Origin of the sequence: Micromonospora sp. NPDC005173 (genome assembly GCF_040608515.1) — a bacterium.
Classification (GTDB): Bacteria; Actinomycetota; Actinomycetes; order Mycobacteriales; family Micromonosporaceae; genus Micromonospora.
The window spans coordinates 17,749-37,500 of the sequence record NZ_JBEXIK010000014.1 but is presented as its reverse complement, the minus strand read 5'-3'; the positions used below and the strand labels follow the sequence as shown (position 1 = coordinate 37,500).

At 70.3% G+C, this 19,752-nt stretch carries 14 protein-coding genes; 10 read left to right on the top strand and 4 right to left on the bottom strand.

Annotation, left to right across the window (positions count from 1 at the left end; genetic code table 11):
- Positions 1-28: 28 nt before the first annotated feature.
- The 3 genes from glgB to glgA all read right to left on the bottom strand — a co-directional run bounded on the left by glgB (position 29) and on the right by glgA (position 5,641).
- Positions 29-2,131 (bottom strand): 1,4-alpha-glucan branching protein GlgB, encoded by a 2,103-nt coding sequence (gene glgB / locus ABZV00_RS17800; RefSeq protein ID WP_355607320.1) that lies wholly within the window; start codon positions 2,129-2,131, stop codon positions 29-31.
- On the bottom strand, positions 2,119-4,194 hold the full coding sequence (locus ABZV00_RS17795; RefSeq protein WP_355607317.1) for a maltotransferase domain-containing protein: 2,076 nt from the start codon (positions 4,192-4,194) through the stop codon (positions 2,119-2,121). Before ABZV00_RS17795 ends, glgB begins: the two co-directional genes overlap by 13 nt.
- Positions 4,195-4,420: 226 nt before the next feature.
- Entirely contained in the window at positions 4,421-5,641 is a 1,221-nt protein-coding gene (gene glgA / locus ABZV00_RS17790) for a glycogen synthase (RefSeq protein ID WP_355607314.1), read from the bottom strand.
- A gap of 70 nt (positions 5,642-5,711) precedes the next feature.
- On the opposite strand from glgA, the gene glgC reads away from it, so the two are divergent.
- Both glgC and pgm read left to right on the top strand, forming a co-directional pair.
- A complete protein-coding gene (gene glgC, locus ABZV00_RS17785; RefSeq protein ID WP_328425685.1) occupies positions 5,712-6,944 on the top strand; it encodes a glucose-1-phosphate adenylyltransferase in 1,233 nt (410 codons plus the stop codon).
- 47 nt (positions 6,945-6,991) lie between these two features.
- Positions 6,992-8,635, top strand: coding sequence for a phosphoglucomutase (alpha-D-glucose-1,6-bisphosphate-dependent) (pgm, locus tag ABZV00_RS17780; protein ID WP_355607311.1), 1,644 nt, complete (start codon positions 6,992-6,994; stop codon positions 8,633-8,635).
- 19 nt (positions 8,636-8,654) lie between these two features.
- On the opposite strand, the gene ABZV00_RS17775 is transcribed toward pgm, so the two are convergent.
- Positions 8,655-9,572: an NAD(+)/NADH kinase gene (locus ABZV00_RS17775; RefSeq protein ID WP_355607309.1), complete on the bottom strand. Its 918-nt coding sequence runs from the start codon at positions 9,570-9,572 to the stop codon at positions 8,655-8,657.
- Positions 9,573-9,933: 361 nt separating this feature from the next.
- On the opposite strand from ABZV00_RS17775, the gene ABZV00_RS17770 reads away from it, so the two are divergent.
- The 8 genes from ABZV00_RS17770 (at position 9,934) to wecB (ending at position 19,748) form a co-directional block, all read left to right on the top strand.
- On the top strand, positions 9,934-10,683 hold the full coding sequence (locus ABZV00_RS17770) for a class I SAM-dependent methyltransferase (protein ID WP_355607306.1): 750 nt from the start codon (positions 9,934-9,936) through the stop codon (positions 10,681-10,683).
- Positions 10,684-10,825: 142 nt separating this feature from the next.
- Positions 10,826-12,229 carry a hypothetical protein gene (locus ABZV00_RS17765; protein ID WP_355607303.1) on the top strand — a complete coding sequence of 468 codons (1,404 nt, stop codon included), beginning with the start codon at positions 10,826-10,828 and terminating at the stop codon, positions 12,227-12,229.
- Positions 12,213-13,592, top strand: coding sequence for a lipopolysaccharide biosynthesis protein (locus ABZV00_RS17760; protein WP_355607300.1), 1,380 nt, complete (start codon positions 12,213-12,215; stop codon positions 13,590-13,592). The genes ABZV00_RS17765 and ABZV00_RS17760 overlap by 17 nt, the downstream gene beginning before the upstream one ends.
- 168 nt (positions 13,593-13,760) lie before the next feature.
- The gene (locus ABZV00_RS17755; protein ID WP_355607297.1) at positions 13,761-14,999 is read left to right on the top strand and encodes a glycosyltransferase; all 1,239 of its coding nucleotides are present in this window, start codon (positions 13,761-13,763) and stop codon (positions 14,997-14,999) included.
- Positions 15,000-15,230: 231 nt separating this feature from the next.
- Entirely contained in the window at positions 15,231-16,271 is a 1,041-nt protein-coding gene (locus ABZV00_RS17750) for an SDR family NAD(P)-dependent oxidoreductase (protein ID WP_355607294.1), read from the top strand.
- Positions 16,265-17,392: a capsular biosynthesis protein gene (locus ABZV00_RS17745; RefSeq protein WP_355607291.1), complete on the top strand. Its 1,128-nt coding sequence runs from the start codon at positions 16,265-16,267 to the stop codon at positions 17,390-17,392. Before ABZV00_RS17750 ends, ABZV00_RS17745 begins: the two co-directional genes overlap by 7 nt.
- The gene (locus ABZV00_RS17740) at positions 17,389-18,627 is read left to right on the top strand and encodes a glycosyltransferase family 4 protein (RefSeq protein WP_355607289.1); all 1,239 of its coding nucleotides are present in this window, start codon (positions 17,389-17,391) and stop codon (positions 18,625-18,627) included. The genes ABZV00_RS17745 and ABZV00_RS17740 overlap by 4 nt, the downstream gene beginning before the upstream one ends.
- Entirely contained in the window at positions 18,624-19,748 is a 1,125-nt protein-coding gene (gene wecB, locus ABZV00_RS17735; protein WP_355607286.1) for a UDP-N-acetylglucosamine 2-epimerase (non-hydrolyzing), read from the top strand. Before ABZV00_RS17740 ends, wecB begins: the two co-directional genes overlap by 4 nt.
- The last annotated feature ends 4 nt before the right edge of the window (positions 19,749-19,752 follow it).

Genomic DNA, 19,752 nt, shown 5'->3' with positions numbered 1-19,752 from the left:
AGACGTCGCCCGGACCCGGCGCGCCCGGTCAGTCGCGGCGGAGCCAGATGACGCCGAGTGGGGGGACCTGGAGGGCGGCGGAGGCGACCATGCCATGCCACGGCACGTCCTCGGCGTGCACCTCGCCCAGGTTGCCCACCCCGGAGCCGCCGTAGTGGTGGGCGTCGGTGTTGAGCACCTCGGCCCAGGTGCCTCCCGCCGGCAGGCCGATCCGGTAGTCGTGCAGCGGCTGGGCGGAGAAGTTCGCCACGCAGACCAGCGTCGAGCCGTCCGGGGCGATCCGGATGAACGACACGGTGTTGTTGGCGACGTCGTCACCGGCGATCCAGCGGAACCCGGCCGGCTCGGTGTCCTGCGCCCAGAGCGCCGGGGTGTCCCGGTAGACCCGGTTCAGGTCACCGACGAGCCGCTGCACCCCGGCTCGTGCCGGGTCGTGCAGCAGGTACCAGTCGAGGCCGCGCTCCTCGCTCCACTCCCGGTCGTCGGCCAGCTCGGAGCCCATGAAGAGCAGCTGCTTGCCCGGGTGCGCCCACATGTAGGCCAGCAGCGCCCGTACGTTGGCCAGCCGCTGCCAGGTGTCGCCGGGCATCTTGCCGGCCAGGGAGCCCTTGCCGTGCACCACCTCGTCGTGGCTGATCGGCAGCACGTAGTTCTCGCTCCAGGCGTACGCCAGGGAGAAGGTGAGCTGGTGGTGGTGGTGCTGCCGGTAGATCGGGTCCTTCGAGGTGTAGAGCAGGGTGTCGTGCATCCAGCCCATGTTCCACTTGAACCCGAAGCCCAGCCCGCCCTCGGCGGTGGGCCGGGTCACGCCCGGCCAGGCGGTGGACTCCTCGGCGATCATCACCACCCCGGCGTGGTGCTTGTAGACGGTCGCGTTCACCTCCTGCAGGAACGCGATGGCCTCCAGGTTCTCCCGACCGCCGTACTGGTTGGGGGCCCACTCGCCGTCCTTGCGGGAGTAGTCCAGGTAGAGCATCGAGGCGACGGCGTCCACCCGCAGCCCGTCGATGTGGAACTGGTCGCACCAGTAGAGCGCGTTGGCGACCAGGAAGTTGCGGACCTCGCGGCGGCCGAAGTCGAAGACGTAGGTGCCCCAGTCGGGGTGCTCGCCGCGCCGCGGGTCGGGGTGCTCGTAGAGCGGGGTGCCGTCGAAGCGCGCGAGGGCCCACTCGTCCTTGGGGAAGTGCGCTGGCACCCAGTCCAGGAGGACGCCGACGCCAGCGGCGTGCAGCTGGTCGACCAGGTAGCGGAAGTCGTCCGGGTCGCCGAAGCGGGAGGTCGGCGCGTAGTAGCCGGTCACCTGGTAGCCCCAGGAACCGCCGAACGGGTGCTCCATCACCGGCAGGAACTCCACGTGGGTGAAGCCCAGTTCGGTCACGTACGCGGTGAGCTGCTCGGCCAGCTCGCGGTAGCCGAGACCCGGCCGCCACGAGCCGAGGTGCACCTCGTACACACTCATCGGCTCCTGGTGCGGCTGCCGCTCGGCCCGCTGGGCCAGCCAGTCCGCGTCGGACCACCGGTACGTCGAGTGGTGCACCACCGACGCGGTGGCCGGCGGCACCTCGGCGTACGCCGCGAGGGGGTCTGCCTTGTCCCGCCACTGCCCGTCGGCGCCGAGCACCCGGTACTTGTAACGGGCCCCGACCCGGGCGTTGGGGACGAACAGCTCCCACACGCCGCTGGAGCCGAGCGAGCGCATCGACCAGCCGTCGTCGGGCGCCCAGCCGGTGAAGTCGCCGACCAACCGCACCCCGTGCGCGTTGGGCGCCCAGACGGTGAACGCGACGCCCTCGTCGAAGACCCGGGCGCCGAGCGCCTCCCACAGCCGCTCGTGCCGGCCCTCGCCGATCAGGTGCAGGTCCAGCTCGCCGAGGGTCGGCGGGTAGCGGTACGGGTCGTCGTGCACGGCACCGTCGACCTCCACCCGGTAGTCGAGCACGGTGCCCTCGACGCGACTCTCGAAGACACCGATGTCGTGCACCCGCTTCATCGGGTGCCGCTCGTCGCCGATGAGCAGCACGACGTCGCCGGCGCCTCGGCGCATCGTGCGGATCGTCGTCCACCCGTCGGCGGGGTGCGCGCCGAGCAGCGCGTGCGGGTCGTGCGTCACGCCGGTGATCAGCTGGTCCATCGGGCGTCCTTCGAGGCGGGAGCGGTCGGCGTGGTACCGCCGGACAGGTCGGCGGGGACGTCCGCGACGGTGAGCGTGGCCGGAACGGTCGCTGCGCGTACCGGTGCGGCGGGCGGGTTCGACCGGCGCACGGTCAGCACGTGTGCCGGTTGCAGGTACGGGTCGAGCCGCACGGCGTTGCGCTGACCCCAGTCGTAGCTGGTGCCGGTGAGCTCGTCGTGCACGGTGAACCGCTCGTGCCAGTCGAAGCCGAGGGCGGGCATGTCCAGCGTGGTGTTGCCCCACTGCACGGTGCGCGGGTCGAACGAGCAGATCACGATGACGGTGTTGCCGGTCTCCGGGTCGTGTTTGGACCAGCAGAGCAGCGCCGGGTTGTCGATCTCGTGGAAGCGCAGGTTGCGCAGCTGGTGCAGGGCCGGATTGTCGCGGCGTACCCGGTTGAGGGTGGCGAGGAACGGTGCCAGCGAACGGCCCTGCGCCTCGGCGCCGGCCCAGTCCCGGGGGCGCAGCTCGTACTTCTCGTTGTCCAGGTACTCCTCGGCGCCGGGGCGAGCCACGTGCTCGAACAGCTCGTAGCCGGCGTACAGGCCCCAGGAGGGGGAGAGCAGCGCGGCCAGCACCGCCCGGATCTTGAACATCGGTGGGCCGCCGTGCTGCAACGACTCGTGCAGGATGTCCGGGGTGTTCGGCCAGAAGTTGGGCCGCATGTAGTCGGCCGCTGCGAGCAGTTCCTCGCAGTACGCCCGCATCTCGGCCGCCGACGTGCGCCAGGTGAAGTAGGTGTACGACTGGGTGAAGCCGATCTTGCCGAGACCGTGCATGATGGCCGGCCGGGTGAACGCCTCGGCCAGGAACAGCACGTCCGGGTCGACCGCCTTCACCTCGGCGATGAGCCAGTGCCAGAAGTCGAACGGCTTGGTGTGCGGGTTGTCCACCCGGAAGATCCGGACACCCTCGCCGACCCAGTGCAGCACCACCCGCAGCACCTCGGCCCGGATGCCCTCCGGATCGTTGTCGAAGTTCACCGGGTAGATGTCCTGGTACTTCTTCGGCGGGTTCTCCGCGTACGCGATGCTGCCGTCGGCCCGGGTCGTGAACCACTCCGGGTGCTCGCTGACCCACGGGTGGTCCGGCGCGCACTGCAACGCCAGATCCATGGCCACCTCCAGGCCCTGGGCCGCCGCGGCCTCGATGAAGGCCCGGAAGTCTGCCGGCGTACCCAGGTCGGGGTGGATGGCGTCGTGGCCGCCCTCGGCGGCGCCGATCGCCCACGGCGAGCCCACGTCGTCCGGCCCGGCGGTGAGCGCGTTGTTGGGGCCCTTGCGGTTGACCCGGCCGATCGGGTGGATCGGTGGCAGGTAGAGCACGTCGAAGCCCATCGCCGCGACGCCCGGCAGCCGATCCGTGGCGGTGGCGAAGGTGCCGGAGCGCGCGCCCACCGCTCCCTCTGAGCGCGGGAAGAACTCGTACCAGGCGGAGAAGAGCGCGCGCTGCCGGTCCACCCAGAGGGAGTACGTGTCACCCTCGGTGATCAGCTCCCGCACCGGATGCTCCCAGAGCAGGTCGGCCAGGGCCAGCGCAGGGTCGACCCGCTGCGGCAGCGGCAGGTCGGTGTCGACCAGCGCCGTGAGAGCCGTGGCGACCCGGGCACGCTCGGCGGCCGGCACCAACTCGCGGGCGGCGGTGAGCACCCGGGCACCCTCGGCCAGGTCGTTGGCCAGCTCGGCCGGCCCCTGCCCGGCGGCCACCTTCTTGGTCACCGCGTTCTGCCAGGTCAGGTACGGATCCTGGAACGCCTCGACGGTGAAGACCCAGGCGCCGACCGTGTCCGGACGAATGGTGGCGTGCCAGCGGTCCTGACCCGGCTCCCCGGGGCGCATCCGGGTGGACGGCCGCGCCGCACCGTCCGGGCCGAGCCACACCACGTTGCAGCCGAGGGCGTCGTGACCCTCGCGGTAGGCGCGGGCCGACACCGGCACCGGCTCGTCGACCACTGCCTTGGCCGGGTAGCGACCGCAGGCGACGGCGGGGGAGACGTCTTCGATCGGGAACCGTCCAGTCACCCCGCCAACCTACTGTGCGAGATCCTCTCGCGCGCGGCAAGCAACTCCAACGCCTCCGACCCGTGGCCGAGGGGTGGCTCATGATCGTGCTCGATCCTGGTTGTAGTGCCCTCGTTCGCACCGCGAGGCCACTGTTTCCTGGATCGAGCACGATCATGGGGCCGGGCGGCGCCACTCGCGAGCCCTCAGAGGCGCAGGGTTGGCGCGAGGCGGCGATCTGACCGGGTCAGCCCGCTGCCCCGACTGAGCGGTACACGTCGAGTGTCTGCCGGGCGACGGCGTCCCAGGAAAAGTGCTCCACCGCGCGCTGCCGGCCGGCCTTGCCGAACCGCGCGGTGCGGGCCGGGTCGGCCAGCAGCGTGTTGACCGCCGCCGCCAGGTCGGCGACGAACTTCTCCGGGGCCAGCGGCCGGCCGGACCCGTCGGCGGCCTGCTCGATTGGCACCAGCAGGCCCGTCTCACCGTCGGCCACCACCTCGGGGATGCCACCGGTGGCGGTCGCCACCACCGCCGTCTCGCAGGCCATCGCCTCCAGGTTGACGATGCCCATCGGCTCGTACACCGACGGGCAGACGAAGACGGTGGCGTGGGTGAGCACCTGGATCACCTCGGGCTTGGGCAGCATCTCGGCCACCCAGACCACCCCGGAGCGGTTGGCCCGCAGCTCGGCGGCTAACTCCTCCACCTCGGCGGCGATCTCCGCGGTGTCCGGAGCGCCGGCAAGCAGCACGAGCTGGGTGTCCGCCGGCAGCTCCCGGGCGGCCCGCAGCAGGTAGGGCAGCCCCTTCTGGCGGGTGATCCTTCCGACGTACACCACGCTGGGTCGGGCCGGGTCGATGCCGAGCCGCTCCAGCACGTCGGTGCCCCGGTCCGGGGCGTACTGGATGGTGTCGATGCCGTTGTAGACCACCCGGACCCGGTCCGGGTCGACCTGCGGGTAGGCGGCCAGCACATCGCGGCGCATCCCACCGCTCACCGCGATCACCGCGTCGGCGGCCTCCACCGCCGTGCGCTCGCACCAGGAGGAGAGCGCGTAGCCGCCGCCGAGCTGCTCGGCTTTCCACGGCCGCAGCGGCTCCAGACTGTGCGCGGTCATCACGTGCGGCACCCCGTGCAGCAGCTTCGCGGTGTGTCCGGCCAGGTTGGCGTACCAGGTGTGGCTGTGCACCACGTCGGTGCCGGCCGCGCCGGCGGCCATCTCCAGGTCCACGCCCATGGTGCGCAGCGCGGCGTTCGCGCCGGTGAGGCCGGGCGGTTCGGCGTACGCGGTGACGCCCGGCTCGGTGCGCGGCAGACCGAAGCAGTGCACCCGCACGTCGGCGAGGCGGCGCAACTCCCGGGCCAGGTACTCGACGTGCACGCCGGCGCCGCCGTAGACCTCCGGCGGGTACTCACGGGTCAGTAGATCGACGCGCAGGGAGCCGGTGGCCGGGGAGGAGTCGGTCATGTGCGCACCCTAGTGCAGAAGACTCCCCGTACGAGTGGTGAAGTGCGACGCGGGTGGATAGCGTCGGGGCATGGCTGCCAAGGTGCTCGCGATCGTCCTGGCGGGTGGGGAGGGCAAGCGCCTGATGCCACTCACCACGGACCGGGCCAAGCCGGCCGTCCCGTTCGGCGGGATGTACCGCATGGTCGACTTCGTCCTCTCCAACCTGGCCAACGCCGGCTATCTCAAGATCGTCGTGCTGACCCAGTACAAGTCCCACTCCCTCGACCGGCACATCACCAAGACCTGGCGGATGTCCACGCTGCTCGGCAACTACGTCACCCCGGTACCCGCGCAGCAGCGTCGTGGCCCCTGGTGGTTCGCCGGCTCCGCCGACGCCATCTACCAGAGCTTCAACCTGATCAACGACGAGCAACCTGACTACGTGATCGTCTTCGGCGCCGACCACATCTACCGGATGGACCCGCGGCAGATGGTGGAGGACCACATCGCCTCCGGCGCCGCGGTGACCGTCGCCGGCATCCGCCAGCCGCTGTCGACGGCCGACCAGTTCGGCGTCATCGAGGTCGGCGAGGACGGTCGGCGCATCCGGGCGTTCCGCGAGAAGCCCACCGACGCGGTCGGCCTGGCGGACGCTCCGGACGAGATCTACGCGTCGATGGGCAACTACGTCTTCACCACCCGGGCGCTCTGCGAGGCGGTCGAGCGCGACGCGGAGGACAAGACCAGCAAGCACGACATGGGCGGCAGCATCATCCCGATGCTCGTCGAGCGGGGCGAGGCCAACGTCTACGACTTCCGGGACAACGAGGTGCCGGGCACCACCGACCGGGACCGCGGCTACTGGCGGGACGTCGGGACGCTCGACTCGTTCTACGACGCGCACATGGATCTGATCAACGTGCACCCGGTGTTCAACATGTACAACTTCGACTGGCCGATCTACACGGAGCAGCCGCCGTGGCCGCCGGCGAAGTTTGTGCACCAGTGGGGCGAGCGGGTCGGCCGCGCGGTCGGCTCGATGGTCTCCCCGGGCGTGGTGATCTCCGGCTCGCTGGTGGAAAACTCGATCGTCTCGCCGAAGGTGCGGGTGCACTCCTGGGCGCACGTCGAGGGCTCGGTGCTGATGGAGGGTGTCGAGATTGGCCGGCACGCGGTGATCCGACGAGCCATCCTGGACAAGAACGTGTTCGTCCCGGAGGGCGCCGAGATCGGCGTCGACTTGGAGAAGGACCGGCAGCGCTACACCGTCTCCGACAACGGCATCGTGGTGATCGGCAAGGGCCAGAAGGTCGAGCTGTGATCCCTGCCGGTCCGTCGTCCGTCGCAGTACCGAGGAGGTAGACCCCCGTGCCCCATCCCCGTGCCGGCCAGCCCGCCGAGGCCGCCGACCTGGTCGACGTGCCGCGCCTGGTGACCGCCTACTACGCCGAGCACCCGGACCCGGCGGACCCGGCGCAGCAGGTCTCCTTCGGCACCTCCGGCCACCGGGGTTCCAGCCTGCGCAACGCGTTCAACTCCGACCACATCCTGGCGGTCACCCAGGCGCTCTGCGACTACCGACGGGAGCACGGCCCGGACGGCCCGCTCTTCCTCGCCCGGGACACGCACGCGCTCTCCGCGCCGGCCGCGGTGGACGCCCTGGAGGTGCTCGCCGCCAACGGGGTCACCGTGCTGGTGGACAGCCGCGACGGCTACACCCCGACCCCTGCGCTGTCGCACGCGATCCTCACCCACAACCGGGGGCGCACCAGCGGGCTCGCCGACGGCATCGTCATCACCCCGTCGCACAACCCGCCGGACGACGGCGGCTTCAAGTACAACCCCACCAACGGCGGGCCGGCCGACACCGACGTCACCAGGTGGATCCAGGACCGGGCCAACGCGATCCTCGCCGCCGGGCTCAAGGAGGTCCGCCGGATCACCTACGCCCGGGCCCGGGCCGCTGACACCACCGGGGAGTACGACTTCCTCGCCAACTACGTCGACGACCTGCCGGCGGCCATCGACGTCGACGCCATCCGTGACGCCGGGGTCCGGATCGGCGCGGACCCGCTGGGCGGGGCGAGCGTGGCGTACTGGGGCGAGATCGCCGAGCGGCACCGGCTGGACCTGACCGTGATCAACCCGACGGTCGACCCGACCTGGCGGTTCATGACCCTGGACGGCGACGGCAAGATCCGAATGGACTGCTCCTCGCCGAACGCCATGGCGTCGCTGATCGCCGCCCGCGCCAACTACCAGATCTCCACCGGCAACGACGCCGACGCCGACCGGCACGGCATCGTCACCCCGGACGCCGGCCTGATGAACCCCAACCACTACCTGGCGGTGGCGATCAACCACCTGTTCCGCACCCGACCCGACTGGGGTCCGGCCGCCGCGGTGGGCAAGACCCTGGTCTCCTCGTCGATGATCGACCGGGTCGCCGCCGACCTCGGCCGGCCGCTGCTGGAGGTGCCGGTCGGCTTCAAGTGGTTCGTGCCCGGGCTGCTGGACGGTGCGGTCGGCTTCGGCGGGGAGGAGAGCGCAGGCGCGTCGTTCCTGCGCCGCGACGGCTCCACCTGGACCACCGACAAGGACGGCATCCTGCTCTGCCTGCTCGCCGCCGAGATCCTGGGCAGCACCGGGCGCAGCCCGAGCGAGCACTGGGCCGAGCTGGCCGAGCGGTTCGGCGCGCCCTCGTACGCCCGGATCGACGCCCCGGCCACCCGTGAGCAGAAGGCCGTGCTCGGCAAGCTCTCCCCGGAGCAGGTCACCGCCACCGAACTGGCCGGCGAGCCGATCACCGCGACGCTGACCAGCGCGCCCGGCAACGGTGCGCCGATCGGCGGGCTCAAGGTCAGCACGCAGTCCGGGTGGTTCGCCGCCCGGCCGTCCGGCACCGAGGACGTCTACAAGATCTACGCCGAGTCGTTCCAGGGGCCGGAGCACCTGGCGCGCATTCAGCAGGAGGCCAAAAACCTGGTAGACGGGGTGCTCAACCAGTCCTGACCCCGCCCAGCGGGGTCGGTCAGCAGGGTGGGGGACGATCCTGCTGGTGATGCTGGAGCTCCTCGGGCAGCAGCTCGCGGAGCTGCTCGGGCAGGAACGGCAGGTCGAGCAGGCTCATCTTCAACTGGTTGCGTTCCTGGTAGCGCAGCGGGTCGAGGCGGACCACCAGGCCGGCGTTGCGGCGGTAACTGATGTCGATGGTCCCCTCGGTCGCCGCATCCCGGAACACCAACCCGTCCATCTCCACGGCGACCGCCGCCGAGTTGGGTTCCAGCTCCAGCCGGATCTTCTCCCCTGGAGAGAGCACCACCGACCGGGAGATGCCGGCCATCGGCGCCGACGGTGTCACCACCACCACGTCCGCCGCCGGGGAGATCAGCGGTCCGCCAGCGGCGTAGCTGTACGCCGTGGAGCCGATCGGCGTGCTGACCACCACGGCGTCGCAGCGGTAATAGCCGTACTGCTGGCCGTCGATCCCGAGGGTGGCGGTGATGAAGCCGGAGCCGGGCTGACGGACCAGGGCGATGTCGTTGAACGCCACGACGTCGTCGCCGCACACGTCGCAGGCCAGGCAGGCGTGCGACTCGACGGTGAAGTCCTTCGACAGCAACCTGCTCAACGCCTCGGGCAGCTCCGGCGGTTCGACCTCGACCAGGAAGCCGAGCCGACCCAGGTGCACGCCGAGCACCGGCTTCGGATCGAGGATGGCGGAGCGCAGCGCTCCCAACATGGTGCCGTCACCACCGATGCTGATCAACGCGTCGGCGCGGCTGGCCACCTCGTCCGCCGGCACCGGCTCGACACTGGCCGGCACGCGGTGCCGGTCCTTCTCGCTTACCATCAGCGTCTTGTGGTGGCGCGACGCCCACCGTTCGATGATCCCGACCACCTCGGAGACGTCCCGCGTGGGATGCAGCACCAGACCCAGCCCCGCCACCCGTACAGCTCACCACATCGGCGTCGGACGCGCCGGACGTCGCGGGAGGTTCACGGGCGGTGGCTTCACCGCCGGTGCACCCTGCGGACCAGGCACCCTGCCCAACCATCAGCGGGACATCGCTCGCAGGTCGGCGCAAGTGAGCGGGAATCACCATCGAACCCAAATATGGCGGAGGCAAGGCTGGGAAATTTCAGGTGGCTCGTGGGGATCAAAGCGCTGGTTGCGCTGTTCGTGCCCGTTTCGGATGTAATATCCGTTTTTGTTGGTCAAACGGGCCAGCCTGCGTGTCCGGCCGACGGGCGAAGCCCGTGCAGTGCGGTCAGCGCGCCTGACGCGAGGTCACGGAAAGGGAGGCAGGGTGAGCCGGCTCATGGCATTGGTGCGCGCAGTCAATGAGAAGAGAGTGAACTTCAGTCAGGGGATCAGTCGTACGCGTCGCAGAGACGGGTCGGCCGCTGCGCTCAGGCTGGCGCTGCTGTGGGTCATCGAGGGGACCCTGCGGCCGGCGAAGAACATCCGGCAGCGCCGATTCGACCGCAGCCTCTGCATCGTGACGACCGGCAGGATCGCGGTCACCGACGCCATGCGGTCCGCGGCCACACATCCCGACAGCACCCGCTATGAATCGATGTCACCGCAGCAGATCAAGACGTTGCTGAGACGCCTGCCGATCGACTCGCCGGCGCACTTCACCTTCCTCGACCTGGGCTCAGGCAAGGGCCTTCCCCTGGTGCTGGCTGCCAGCTACGGGTTCCCGCGGGTCCTGGGGGTCGAACTGGACGGCGGGCTGGTAGAGATGAGCCGGGCCAACGTGCGGTCCTTCGAGACCAGATCACCAACGCACGCGGGAGTCATCGGGGTGACGCAGGGGGACGCGGCCAACGTCGTTCTACCGCCCGGACCCACCGTGCTGTTTCTCTTCAATCCGTTCGGCGAGGCAACGCTGCGAATCGTCGTCGACAACATCGAGCGGTCGCTGAAAGTGTCGCCAAGGCCCTTCTTCGTGGCCTACTACAACCCGGTGCACCGGGAGGTTCTGGACGAGCGTCCGTCGCTGCGGCGGGTGTTGTCGACCACGCGCCTGGCGATGTACGAGGCCCATGGCTGAGCACGGTCGGGCCGGATGGGGGGGCCGGATGTGGTCGGGGCTGCCGGCGTGACCTGACCGGTTGGCCCTCGTTGAGCCGATGTTGGCGGAAGAGCGGGGGTCGAGAGTGTTGTTGGTATTTGTGCCGGTTCTCGGATTGGCCGTGATCCACTACTTCGTCGCGATCCGGCGCAACGGCCTCCTCACGCCGGACGGGCTGTTCGTGGCGTGCCAGATGTTGATGCTCTACGGCACGGTCCGACTGGTCGACCCGGCCTCCGAGGTGCAGGTCTTCTACGCGCGGCTCATGGCCGGGGCTGTTGCCATCTACGTCATCTCCAGCATGGTCACCTTTCTCTGGCTGACCCGCAGCGAGACTTCCTCGGCGAACGACGCGCATTTCCGTTCGTCATACTCGGTCTCCCTACTGCCGCCGACGGCCGCGATCCTGGCCGTAATCGGAGTTTCGATCCTGATCACGGTGGCCTACTTCAAGGCCGTCGGGTACAGCGCCTTTCTCACGGGCCTGTGGGGCCGACTGAGCGGTTCGCCGGCGGACATCGCGACGCTTCGCCTGGAGTCGTACGCCGGCAGCGCGTACTTCTACCCGGGCTATGTGAACCAATTCAAGAACGTGATCCTGCCGTCGCTCACGCTCGTGCTGGTCGCCTGGTCGTTCAGCCGCAGCGGGCTCTTCGCGCGGGCGTGCTCTATCGCGCTCCTCGGAGTCTCCGCGCTCGCGCTCATGGCCACCGGGCAGCGGAGCGCGTTGGTGATGTTCCTGCTGACCGCCATGGTCTTCACGTTCCTGCACCACGGGCGGCGACTGCCGAGGGCGGCGCTGGTGCCCGTGATTCTCGGACTGCCGCTCGTGCTGCTGTCCACCTTCGTGTTGGCCCGCGGCGCCGGCAGTGCCGAGCACCCGGTGCGGACGGCGCTGACCGACCTCATCGCGCGTTTCGTGAACGACAATCAGGAAAGCGGGATCGCCGCCTTCATCTACACCTCCGCCAGCCCCGTCCGCTACGGCCGGGAGTGGCTCGAGCAGTTGGCCGGCGTCCTGCCCGGCAACCGGGGCAGCGATTTGAGCGGGCAGGTCTTCGCCACGTTGTACGGCTCCACCCGCGGCACCTCGCCGCCCTCCCTGTGGGGCTCGATCCACTACAACTTCGACACTGTGGGAGTGATCCTCCTGGCCGGGCTCTTCGGCGTGCTCCTACAACTGCTGACCCGGCGGACGCTGTGTGGCGTCAACTACAACTCGCTGGAGCTGGTCGGAATCGCCGGGGTAACCGTCGTGCTCGGGACCTGGGTCGCCGGTGGCATCGAGACCCCGTTGAACGTCGGCCTCGTCCCCTACCTGGGGCTGTGGTACTGGGGTAGCCGGATCGGCCGTGCCAACCGGCAGCCTGCCGACCAGGCCGTGTCGATGAGCGGGCGACCGGTGCCGACGGGCGTCGGCCACCGCGCGGTCGTACCGCCTCAGGGGCGACCCGCGTGGCTGGCAGGATTCGAACCCAAGAGGGGCGCTCCGGCAGCGAAGGCGCCCGGTGCCCGCTGGTGGTGACCGGCCCACCGGAGGTCGGGGACGCATCGGGCTGCTCGCGTCCGTCCGCAGTCGACTGGGCGGCAGCCGGCGGGGAGTGCTGAGCATCGCCGCCGGAAGCGCGGGGGGACAACTGCTCCTGCTGCTCGCCGCGCCGCTGCTCGCGCGGATATACAGCCCGTCGGACTTCGGCGTCTTCACGGTGCTGTCCATGCTCGCGGCGACCATCAGCGTGGTGGCCGCCGGCCGGTTCGAACTGGCGGTGCCGCTGCCGGAACGGGACCGCGACGCCCATGCCCTCGTGGCGCTGGGCCTCGTCGCGGCGCTCATCACGGCGATGCTGTGCACCGCCGTCGTGGCGGTGGCGAGAGACGACGTCGCGGTGCTCTTCGATCAGCCGGCGCTCCGGCGGTGGCTGTGGCTGACGCCGTGGACCGCGGCCGCGATGGGCGCTGTCCTGGTGCTGAACCAGCTGGCAATCCGGTACCGGCGGTACGGCGCGATCGGCCGACGCAACCTGCTTCAGTCCGTCGCGATCCTGCTCACCCAGCTGGGCGCCGGCATGGCCGGCGTGCGGTCCGGCGGCATGGCGTTGGGCCTCGGGGTCGGCCACCTCGTGGGCGCGCTCAGTCTGCTTCGGGGGGCGGGTCGGCCCGCGGCGGACGGGTGCGCCGGGGTGCGACGCCGGATGCTGTGGGACCTGATGGTGCGCTACCGCCGGTTTCCCCTCCTGCTGGCACCGTCCGGGCTGCTCAACGTGCTCGGGCTGCAGCTGCCTGCCCTGCTCATCGCGTACCACTACGGTGCGGAGGTGGCCGGCTGGCTCGGCCTGACCCAGCGGGTGATCGCGATGCCCGCGGCGCTGATCGGCATGGCGGTCGCCCAGGTGTACCTGGCGGAGTTGTCCGGCAGCGCCCGATCCGGCGGCGGCGTTCGTACGGGACGACTCTTTCTCACGGCGAGCCGGCAGTTGGCGGTGATCGCCGGTGCCGGGCTCGTGGTCCTCGCCTTCGGCGCACCGTCGGCCTTCTCAGCGTTGTTCGGGGCGGAGTGGGCGAACAGTGGACGCTACGCCCAGGCGCTGGCGATCTACGCCGCTACGCAGTTCGTCGCCGCCCCGCTGTCGCAGACGCTGATCGTCTTCGGCAGGCAGGGCCTGCAACTGGCGTGGGATGCGGGCCGGGTGCTGGTGGTGACGGGAGCAGTCGGTGCCGTCGCCATGTCCGGCGCCTCGGCACTGGCGGCCGTCTGGGCGTTCGGACTGTCGGCGGCGGCCGCGTACGTGGCCTCCTGGCTGCTGTCGCTGTGGACGGTCACCAGAGCGGGCCGGGAGATGCCACGGCCGGCGGCGGCCCCGGCACTGGCACTGGCTCGGGAGAAATGACGGCAACCCGCATTCCTGGTCCGACGGTTCCGGCTCTCGTTTCCGGAGCTTCATTCCCTTCCTGCCGCGGCACCCGTACACGCAACCTGCCAACTCTTCTCTCGTTCAACCAGATGCGCTCACCTTTTCGCCTTCGATCCCGAATCCATTTCGAAGAATTGAGTTCACATGACGCCGGACACGACGCTTCTCCTCTGCGATCTCTCGCCCTTCCGCCACTCCACCCGAACGCGGAAGATCGCCGTCACGGTCGCGTCCAGCGTTCCCGGCTCGGTGCGGGCCATCACCCTCTCCCGGGTCGGCCGCTTCGGAGCGGCGGACGAGCCCGGCCGGTCGTGGCTCGACGGTGTCGATGTCGAGCAGTTGCCGGTGCGCCAGATCGACGACCGTCGTCGATTCACCGCCTCCGTACGCAATCTGCTGGGCGTCTACCTTCCGGCGCTCCGGCGGCTCCGCCGCCGGGTCCTGGCGACGCCGGCCAGAACCATTTTCGTCGGTCACATTTCACTTTTCTGGATCGGTTTGGCGCACCGGAAACGATGGGGCTCTCACATCATCCTCAATGGACGCGAGCGGCCCGGTGGCATTCGGACGAAAGGCTCACTGGCCACCTGGTACTCCCGACTCGAGCCGTTGCTGTTGCGGATGGTGGCACGACGGCGGGGCCTCACGGTGTTGGCCGTCTGCGAGAGCCACGCGGCCGCGTTCCGCAAGCTGGGCTTCGATGACGTGCTCGTGGTGCGCAACGTGCCGCTCGCCTCGTTCGCGCCGGAATTCGTACCGCCATCGCCCGGCCCGGAGCTCGTCGTGGCCTGTGTGGGCACCCTCTATCCCGGGCGCGCCCTCGAAATCCTGATCGACGCCGTCGTCGCCGCCCGGTCCGCCGGTGCGGCGGTGCGGCTGGAGATGACCGGCCCGGCGAGCCAGGACTATCGGCAGGCCCTCCGGGACCGGATAGTCAACGCTGGTGCCGAGCCCTACATCTCGCTGAGAGACCCCTGTCCCGGGGCCGAGGTGCCCGCCCGCTATCAACGCGCCCACCTGAGCACGGCGCTGTACCAGGCGGTGGACACGGCCAACGACTCGCTGTCCAACAAGCTGTTCGAAGCCGTGGTGGCGGGTCGCCCCGTCATCGCCGGCAGCCTGCCCGAGAACCGGGCGCTGATCGAGCAGTTCGGAGTCGGTTGGGTAGTCCCGGTGGAAGCGGCCCCGCTCAGCCGGCTTCTGGTGGAACTGGCGGCGGACCTGGCCGCCGTCCGCGCCATGGCGCAGCACTGCTTTCAGACCGGCCGGGCAGAGTTCGTCTGGGAGGTCGAGACCTCCCTGCTGCAGAAGCGGCTCCTTGACCGCACCGGGATCCAACCGCCCCGACCGGTCGCTCCACTCAGGTCCGGCGAGCCGAACTGAGCGGAGTGGACTGCTCGGGAATCCGTTGAACGGTCGCGCCGCCGTCGTAGCCGAATGCGGTCTCCTGCGGGCTTGTTGCCCTATTCGGGTGATTTCGGGCCATTAGAGTGTTTAGCTCGTTGTCAGGCAGGACAGAGCCGGCCTGAATGACAGGCGTTGACCCTGTGCCTCGGTGGCCGTGCCAGCGCGCGAACACCACGTGGCACCGGTCCCTGACGAACGGGAGCACCAGTGAGTTACTCGATCACCGGACGCCGGGTACTGATCACCGGCGGCACGGGTTCCTTCGGCCAGACCATGGTTCGCCGGCTCCTCGATCGGGGAGTCGGCGAGGTTCGCGTGTTCAGCCGGGACGAGGCCAAGCAGGACACGATGCGCCGACTGCTCGGCGACGAGCGGGTCCGCTACCACGTGGGGGACGTGCGGGACTACGACTCGGTGCGGCGGGCCAGCCGCGGCATCGACCATATCTTCCACGCGGCGGCGCTCAAGCAGGTGCCGTCGTGCGAGTTCTTCCCGCTCGAGGCGGTCCGGACCAACATCGTGGGCAGCGCGAACGTGGTGGAGGCGGCCGAGCGCAACGGGGTCGGCTCGGTGGTGGTGCTGAGTACCGACAAGGCCGTCCACCCGGTGAACGCCATGGGCATGAGCAAGGCCCTGATGGAGAAGGTCGCCCAGGCACACGCCCGGAACAACCCGCACAGCGCCACCACCGTCTCGTGTGTCCGGTACGGCAACGTCATGTACTCCCGTGGCTCGGTGATCCCGCTCTTCATCGAGCAGATCAAGGCCGGACGCGCCCCCACGGTCACCGATCCGGCGATGACCCGGTTCCTGATGTCGCTGAGCGAGTCGGTGGAGCTGGTCGAGCACGCCTTCGGCCATGCCCGTCCCGGCGACATCTTTATCCGCAAGGCCGCCGCCTGCACGATCGGCGACCTGGCCGAGGCCGTCTGTCACCTCTTCGACGTGCCGGCCAAGCTCGACCTCATCGGCGTCCGGCACGGCGAGAAGCAGGACGAGACGCTGGCCAGCCGGGAGGAGCTTGCCCGGGCCGAGGACTTCGGCGACTTCCTGCGGGTTCCGCTGGACGCCCGCGACCTGAACTACGCGCTCTACGTGTCTGAGGGCGGGCTGGGCGACCCGCCGCCTGTGGACTTCAACTCGGGGAACGCGCCGCGGCTCGGCGTACCCGAGATCGTCGACCTGCTGAAGACCTTGCCGGAGATCCGGGCGGAGCTGGCGTTGCGGGATCCGGTGCTGTCGTGCTGAGGCTGGCGATCACCGGGGCCGGAGGCTTCCTCGGCTGGCACGTCCGGGTGCTGCTGCGGGCGCTCGGCTGGCCCGAGCCGGCTGCCGTCAGCCGCACCGACCTGACCGACCCGGCGCTGGTCGCGGCGAAGATCCGCGGGGTCGACCGGGTGCTGCACTTGGCCGGCGTCAACCGTGGCGAGCCTGCCGAGGTGGCCGCCGGCAACACCCGGCTGGCCGCCCAACTCGCGGCGGGGCTGCGCGCCGCCGAGGTGCCGCCGGCCTCGGTGGCGTACGCCAACTCCGTACAGGCCGGCAACGGCACCCCGTACGGCGACGCCAAGGCGGCCGCGGCGGGCATCCTGGCCGACACCGGCCTGCTCCTCGAGGACGTGCTGCTGCCGAACCTCTATGGCGAGCACGGCCGCCCGTTCTACAACTCGGCCGTCGCGACCTTCTGCCGGGTGCTCTCCGCCAGCGGGCGGCCGGAGGTGCACGCCGACCGGGAGTTGAGTCTGGTGCACGTCACCGACGCCGCCGCCCGGCTGATGGGCGTGCCGGCCGGCGGGTCGTGGGACCCGGCCATGCCGCCGCTGCGGATCGGCGTGCGGGAACTCGCCGACTGGCTCACCGACGTGGCCGCCACCTACCGGACCGGGGAGATCCCGTCGCTGACCGACCGGCACCAGGTACGGCTGTTCAACACCTATCGCTCGCACGGCTTCCCGGCGCACTACCCGCTGCCGCTGGCCCGGCGCGCCGACGCCCGAGGCCAACTGGTCGAGGCGGTCAAGGTGCATGGGGGAGCGGGGCAGACGTTCTGCTCGACCACGCGTCCGGGGATCATCCGGGGGGAACACTTCCACCTCGCGAAGGTGGAGCGCTTCGTGGTCCTGCGCGGCTCGGCCGAGATCAGCCTGCGTCGGGTCGGCGGCGACGAGGTGCTCCGGTTTTCGGTCTCCGGCGCCGAGTCGGTGGCGGTCGACATGCCCACCATGTGGGCGCACAACCTGGTCAATACCGGCCCGGAGGAGCTGATCACCCTGTTCTGGACTAACGAGCTGTTCGATCCGGCCTGTCCGGACACCTGGCCGGAACCGGTCGAGGCGGCGATTCCGAAGCCAGTGTCGGTCTCGGCATGAGGGTTGGCCTAGTCAGTCAGTGGTATCCGCCGGAAGGCGCGTTCATCCCGGGCAACTTGGCGCAGCAGCTGGCCCGCCGGGGCCACCAGGTACGGGTTCTCACCACTTTCCCCAGCTATCCGCACGGGCGGATCTACCCGGGCTGGGAGCAGCGCTGGCGGCACCGGGAGGCGCAGGGGCCGGTCGCGGTCCGGCGGGTCCCGGCCTACCCGAGCCACGACACCTCGGCCCTCCGCCGGGCGCTGAGCTATCTCTCCTTCGGGGCCAGCAGCGCGATGGCCGGCCTCGGCTGGCTGGACGGCGCCGAGGTGACCTACGTCTACCATCCGCCGCCGACCGCGATCGCCGCCGCCGCGCTCCTACGCGCCGCCCGGCGTACGCCGATCGTGCTGCACGTGCAGGACCTGTGGCCCGAGTCGGTGCTGCAGTCGGGGATGGCACCGACCGGTTATGCCGGCCGGGCCTTGGAGCTCAGCCTGGCCGCGCTGATGCGTACGACGTACCGCCTGGCCGCAGCCATCGTGGTGATCTCGCCGGCGATGGCCGATCTGCTCGTGGAGCGCGGCGCGGACCCGGCCCGGATCCGGGTGGTCTGGAACTGGACCGACGACGCGCTGTTCCGTCCGGTGCCGGCCACCGCCGAGGCTCGCGCGGTGCTCGGCCACCGCGGCCGCTGCACTGTGATGTTCGCCGGCAACCTCGGCCTGCTGCAGGGCGTGGAGACCGCCGTCCGCGCGGCGGCCGCCGCTCGGGACCGGATGGACCTGGTGCTGGTCGGCTCGGGGGCCGGCGAGGACGCCGCCCGCGGGCTCGCCGTCGAGCTGGGCGCGGACAACGTGCGGTTCATAGGTCGCCGTCCTGCCGACGAGATGGCCGAGCTGTACGCCGCGGCGGACTGGCAACTCGTCTGCCTGCGCGATCTGCCCGCCCTGCGCGGCACCGTCCCGTCGAAGCTGCAGGCAGCCCTGGCCTGCGGCGCGCCGGTGATCGCCGGGGTGGGCGGCGACGCCGGTGGTCTCGTCGAGTCGACCGGGGTGGGCCTGGTCTGCCCGCCCGAGGACTGGGCCGCGCTCGCCGAACGGTTCGTCGAGGCGGCCGACCTGCCGGCGGCGGCGCGGACGTCGATGGGACTGCGGGCCCGCGAGGTCTATCAGGAGCGCATGTCGCTGCGGGTCGGCGTCGACCAGGTCGAGGACATCCTGCTCAAGGCATCCATGGGGAGAGGACGGACATGACCCGGATCATGACGGTGGTCGGCACCCGACCCGAGATCATCCGGCTGTCTCGAGTGATCGCCCGGCTCGACGACACGGTGGACCACCTGCTGGTGCACACCGGACAGAACTGGGACACCAGCCTCTCCGACGTCTTCTTCAAGGAACTACGGCTGCGTGAGCCGGACCGGTTTCTCCGGATCGACACGTCCTCCCTCGGCCGGGTGCTGGGCGGGGTACTGGTCGGGATGGAGGCCGCCCTCGCCGAGCTGCGGCCGGACGCGTTGCTGGTGCTCGGTGACACCAACAGCTGCATCGCCGCCCTGATGGCTCGACGGATGCGGGTGCCGGTCTATCACATGGAGGCGGGCAACCGCTGCTTCGACCTGAACGTCCCCGAGGAGACGAACCGCCGGCTGGTCGACCACGTCGCCGACTTCAACCTGGTCTACACCGAGCACGCCCGCCGCAACCTGCTGGCCGAAGGGCTGCACCCGCGCCGGATCCTGCACACGGGCTCACCGATGCGGGAGGTGTTGGAGCACTACCGGGCGGAGATCGCCGCCTCGTCGATTCTGCGCCAGCTCGAACTTGCCCCGGGCCGGTACTTCCTGGTTAGCGCGCACCGCGAGGAGAACATAGACCATCCCGAGCGGCTGCGGCAGCTGCTGGACTGCCTGGGCGCGGTCCGCGACCGGTGGGGGCATCCGGTGCTGGTCTCCACCCACCCGCGCACTCGCAAGCGGCTGGAGGCGCTGGCGGCGAACGCCGCCGCGCTCGACGGGATCGCCTTCCACGAACCGTTCGGCCTGCTCGACTACGTTCATCTGCAGACGCGGGCGTACTGCACGCTGTCGGACAGCGGGACGGTCAGCGAGGAATCCGCGATCCTCGGCTTTGCGGCGGTGACGCTGCGCGAGTCGATCGAGCGGCCCGAGGCTCTGGACGCGGGGGGCATCATCATGACGGGCCTCGACCCGCAGGGCGTGGTCGAGGCGGTCGGGGTGACCGTGGACCAGGTCGCCACGCAGGGGGTGCCCTGCCCGGCCGACTACCGGGTACCCGACACCTCCCGCCGCGTGGTCGACTTCATCCTCTCCACGGTCCGCCGCCACCACGACTGGGCGGGCATCCGACGCTGACTGA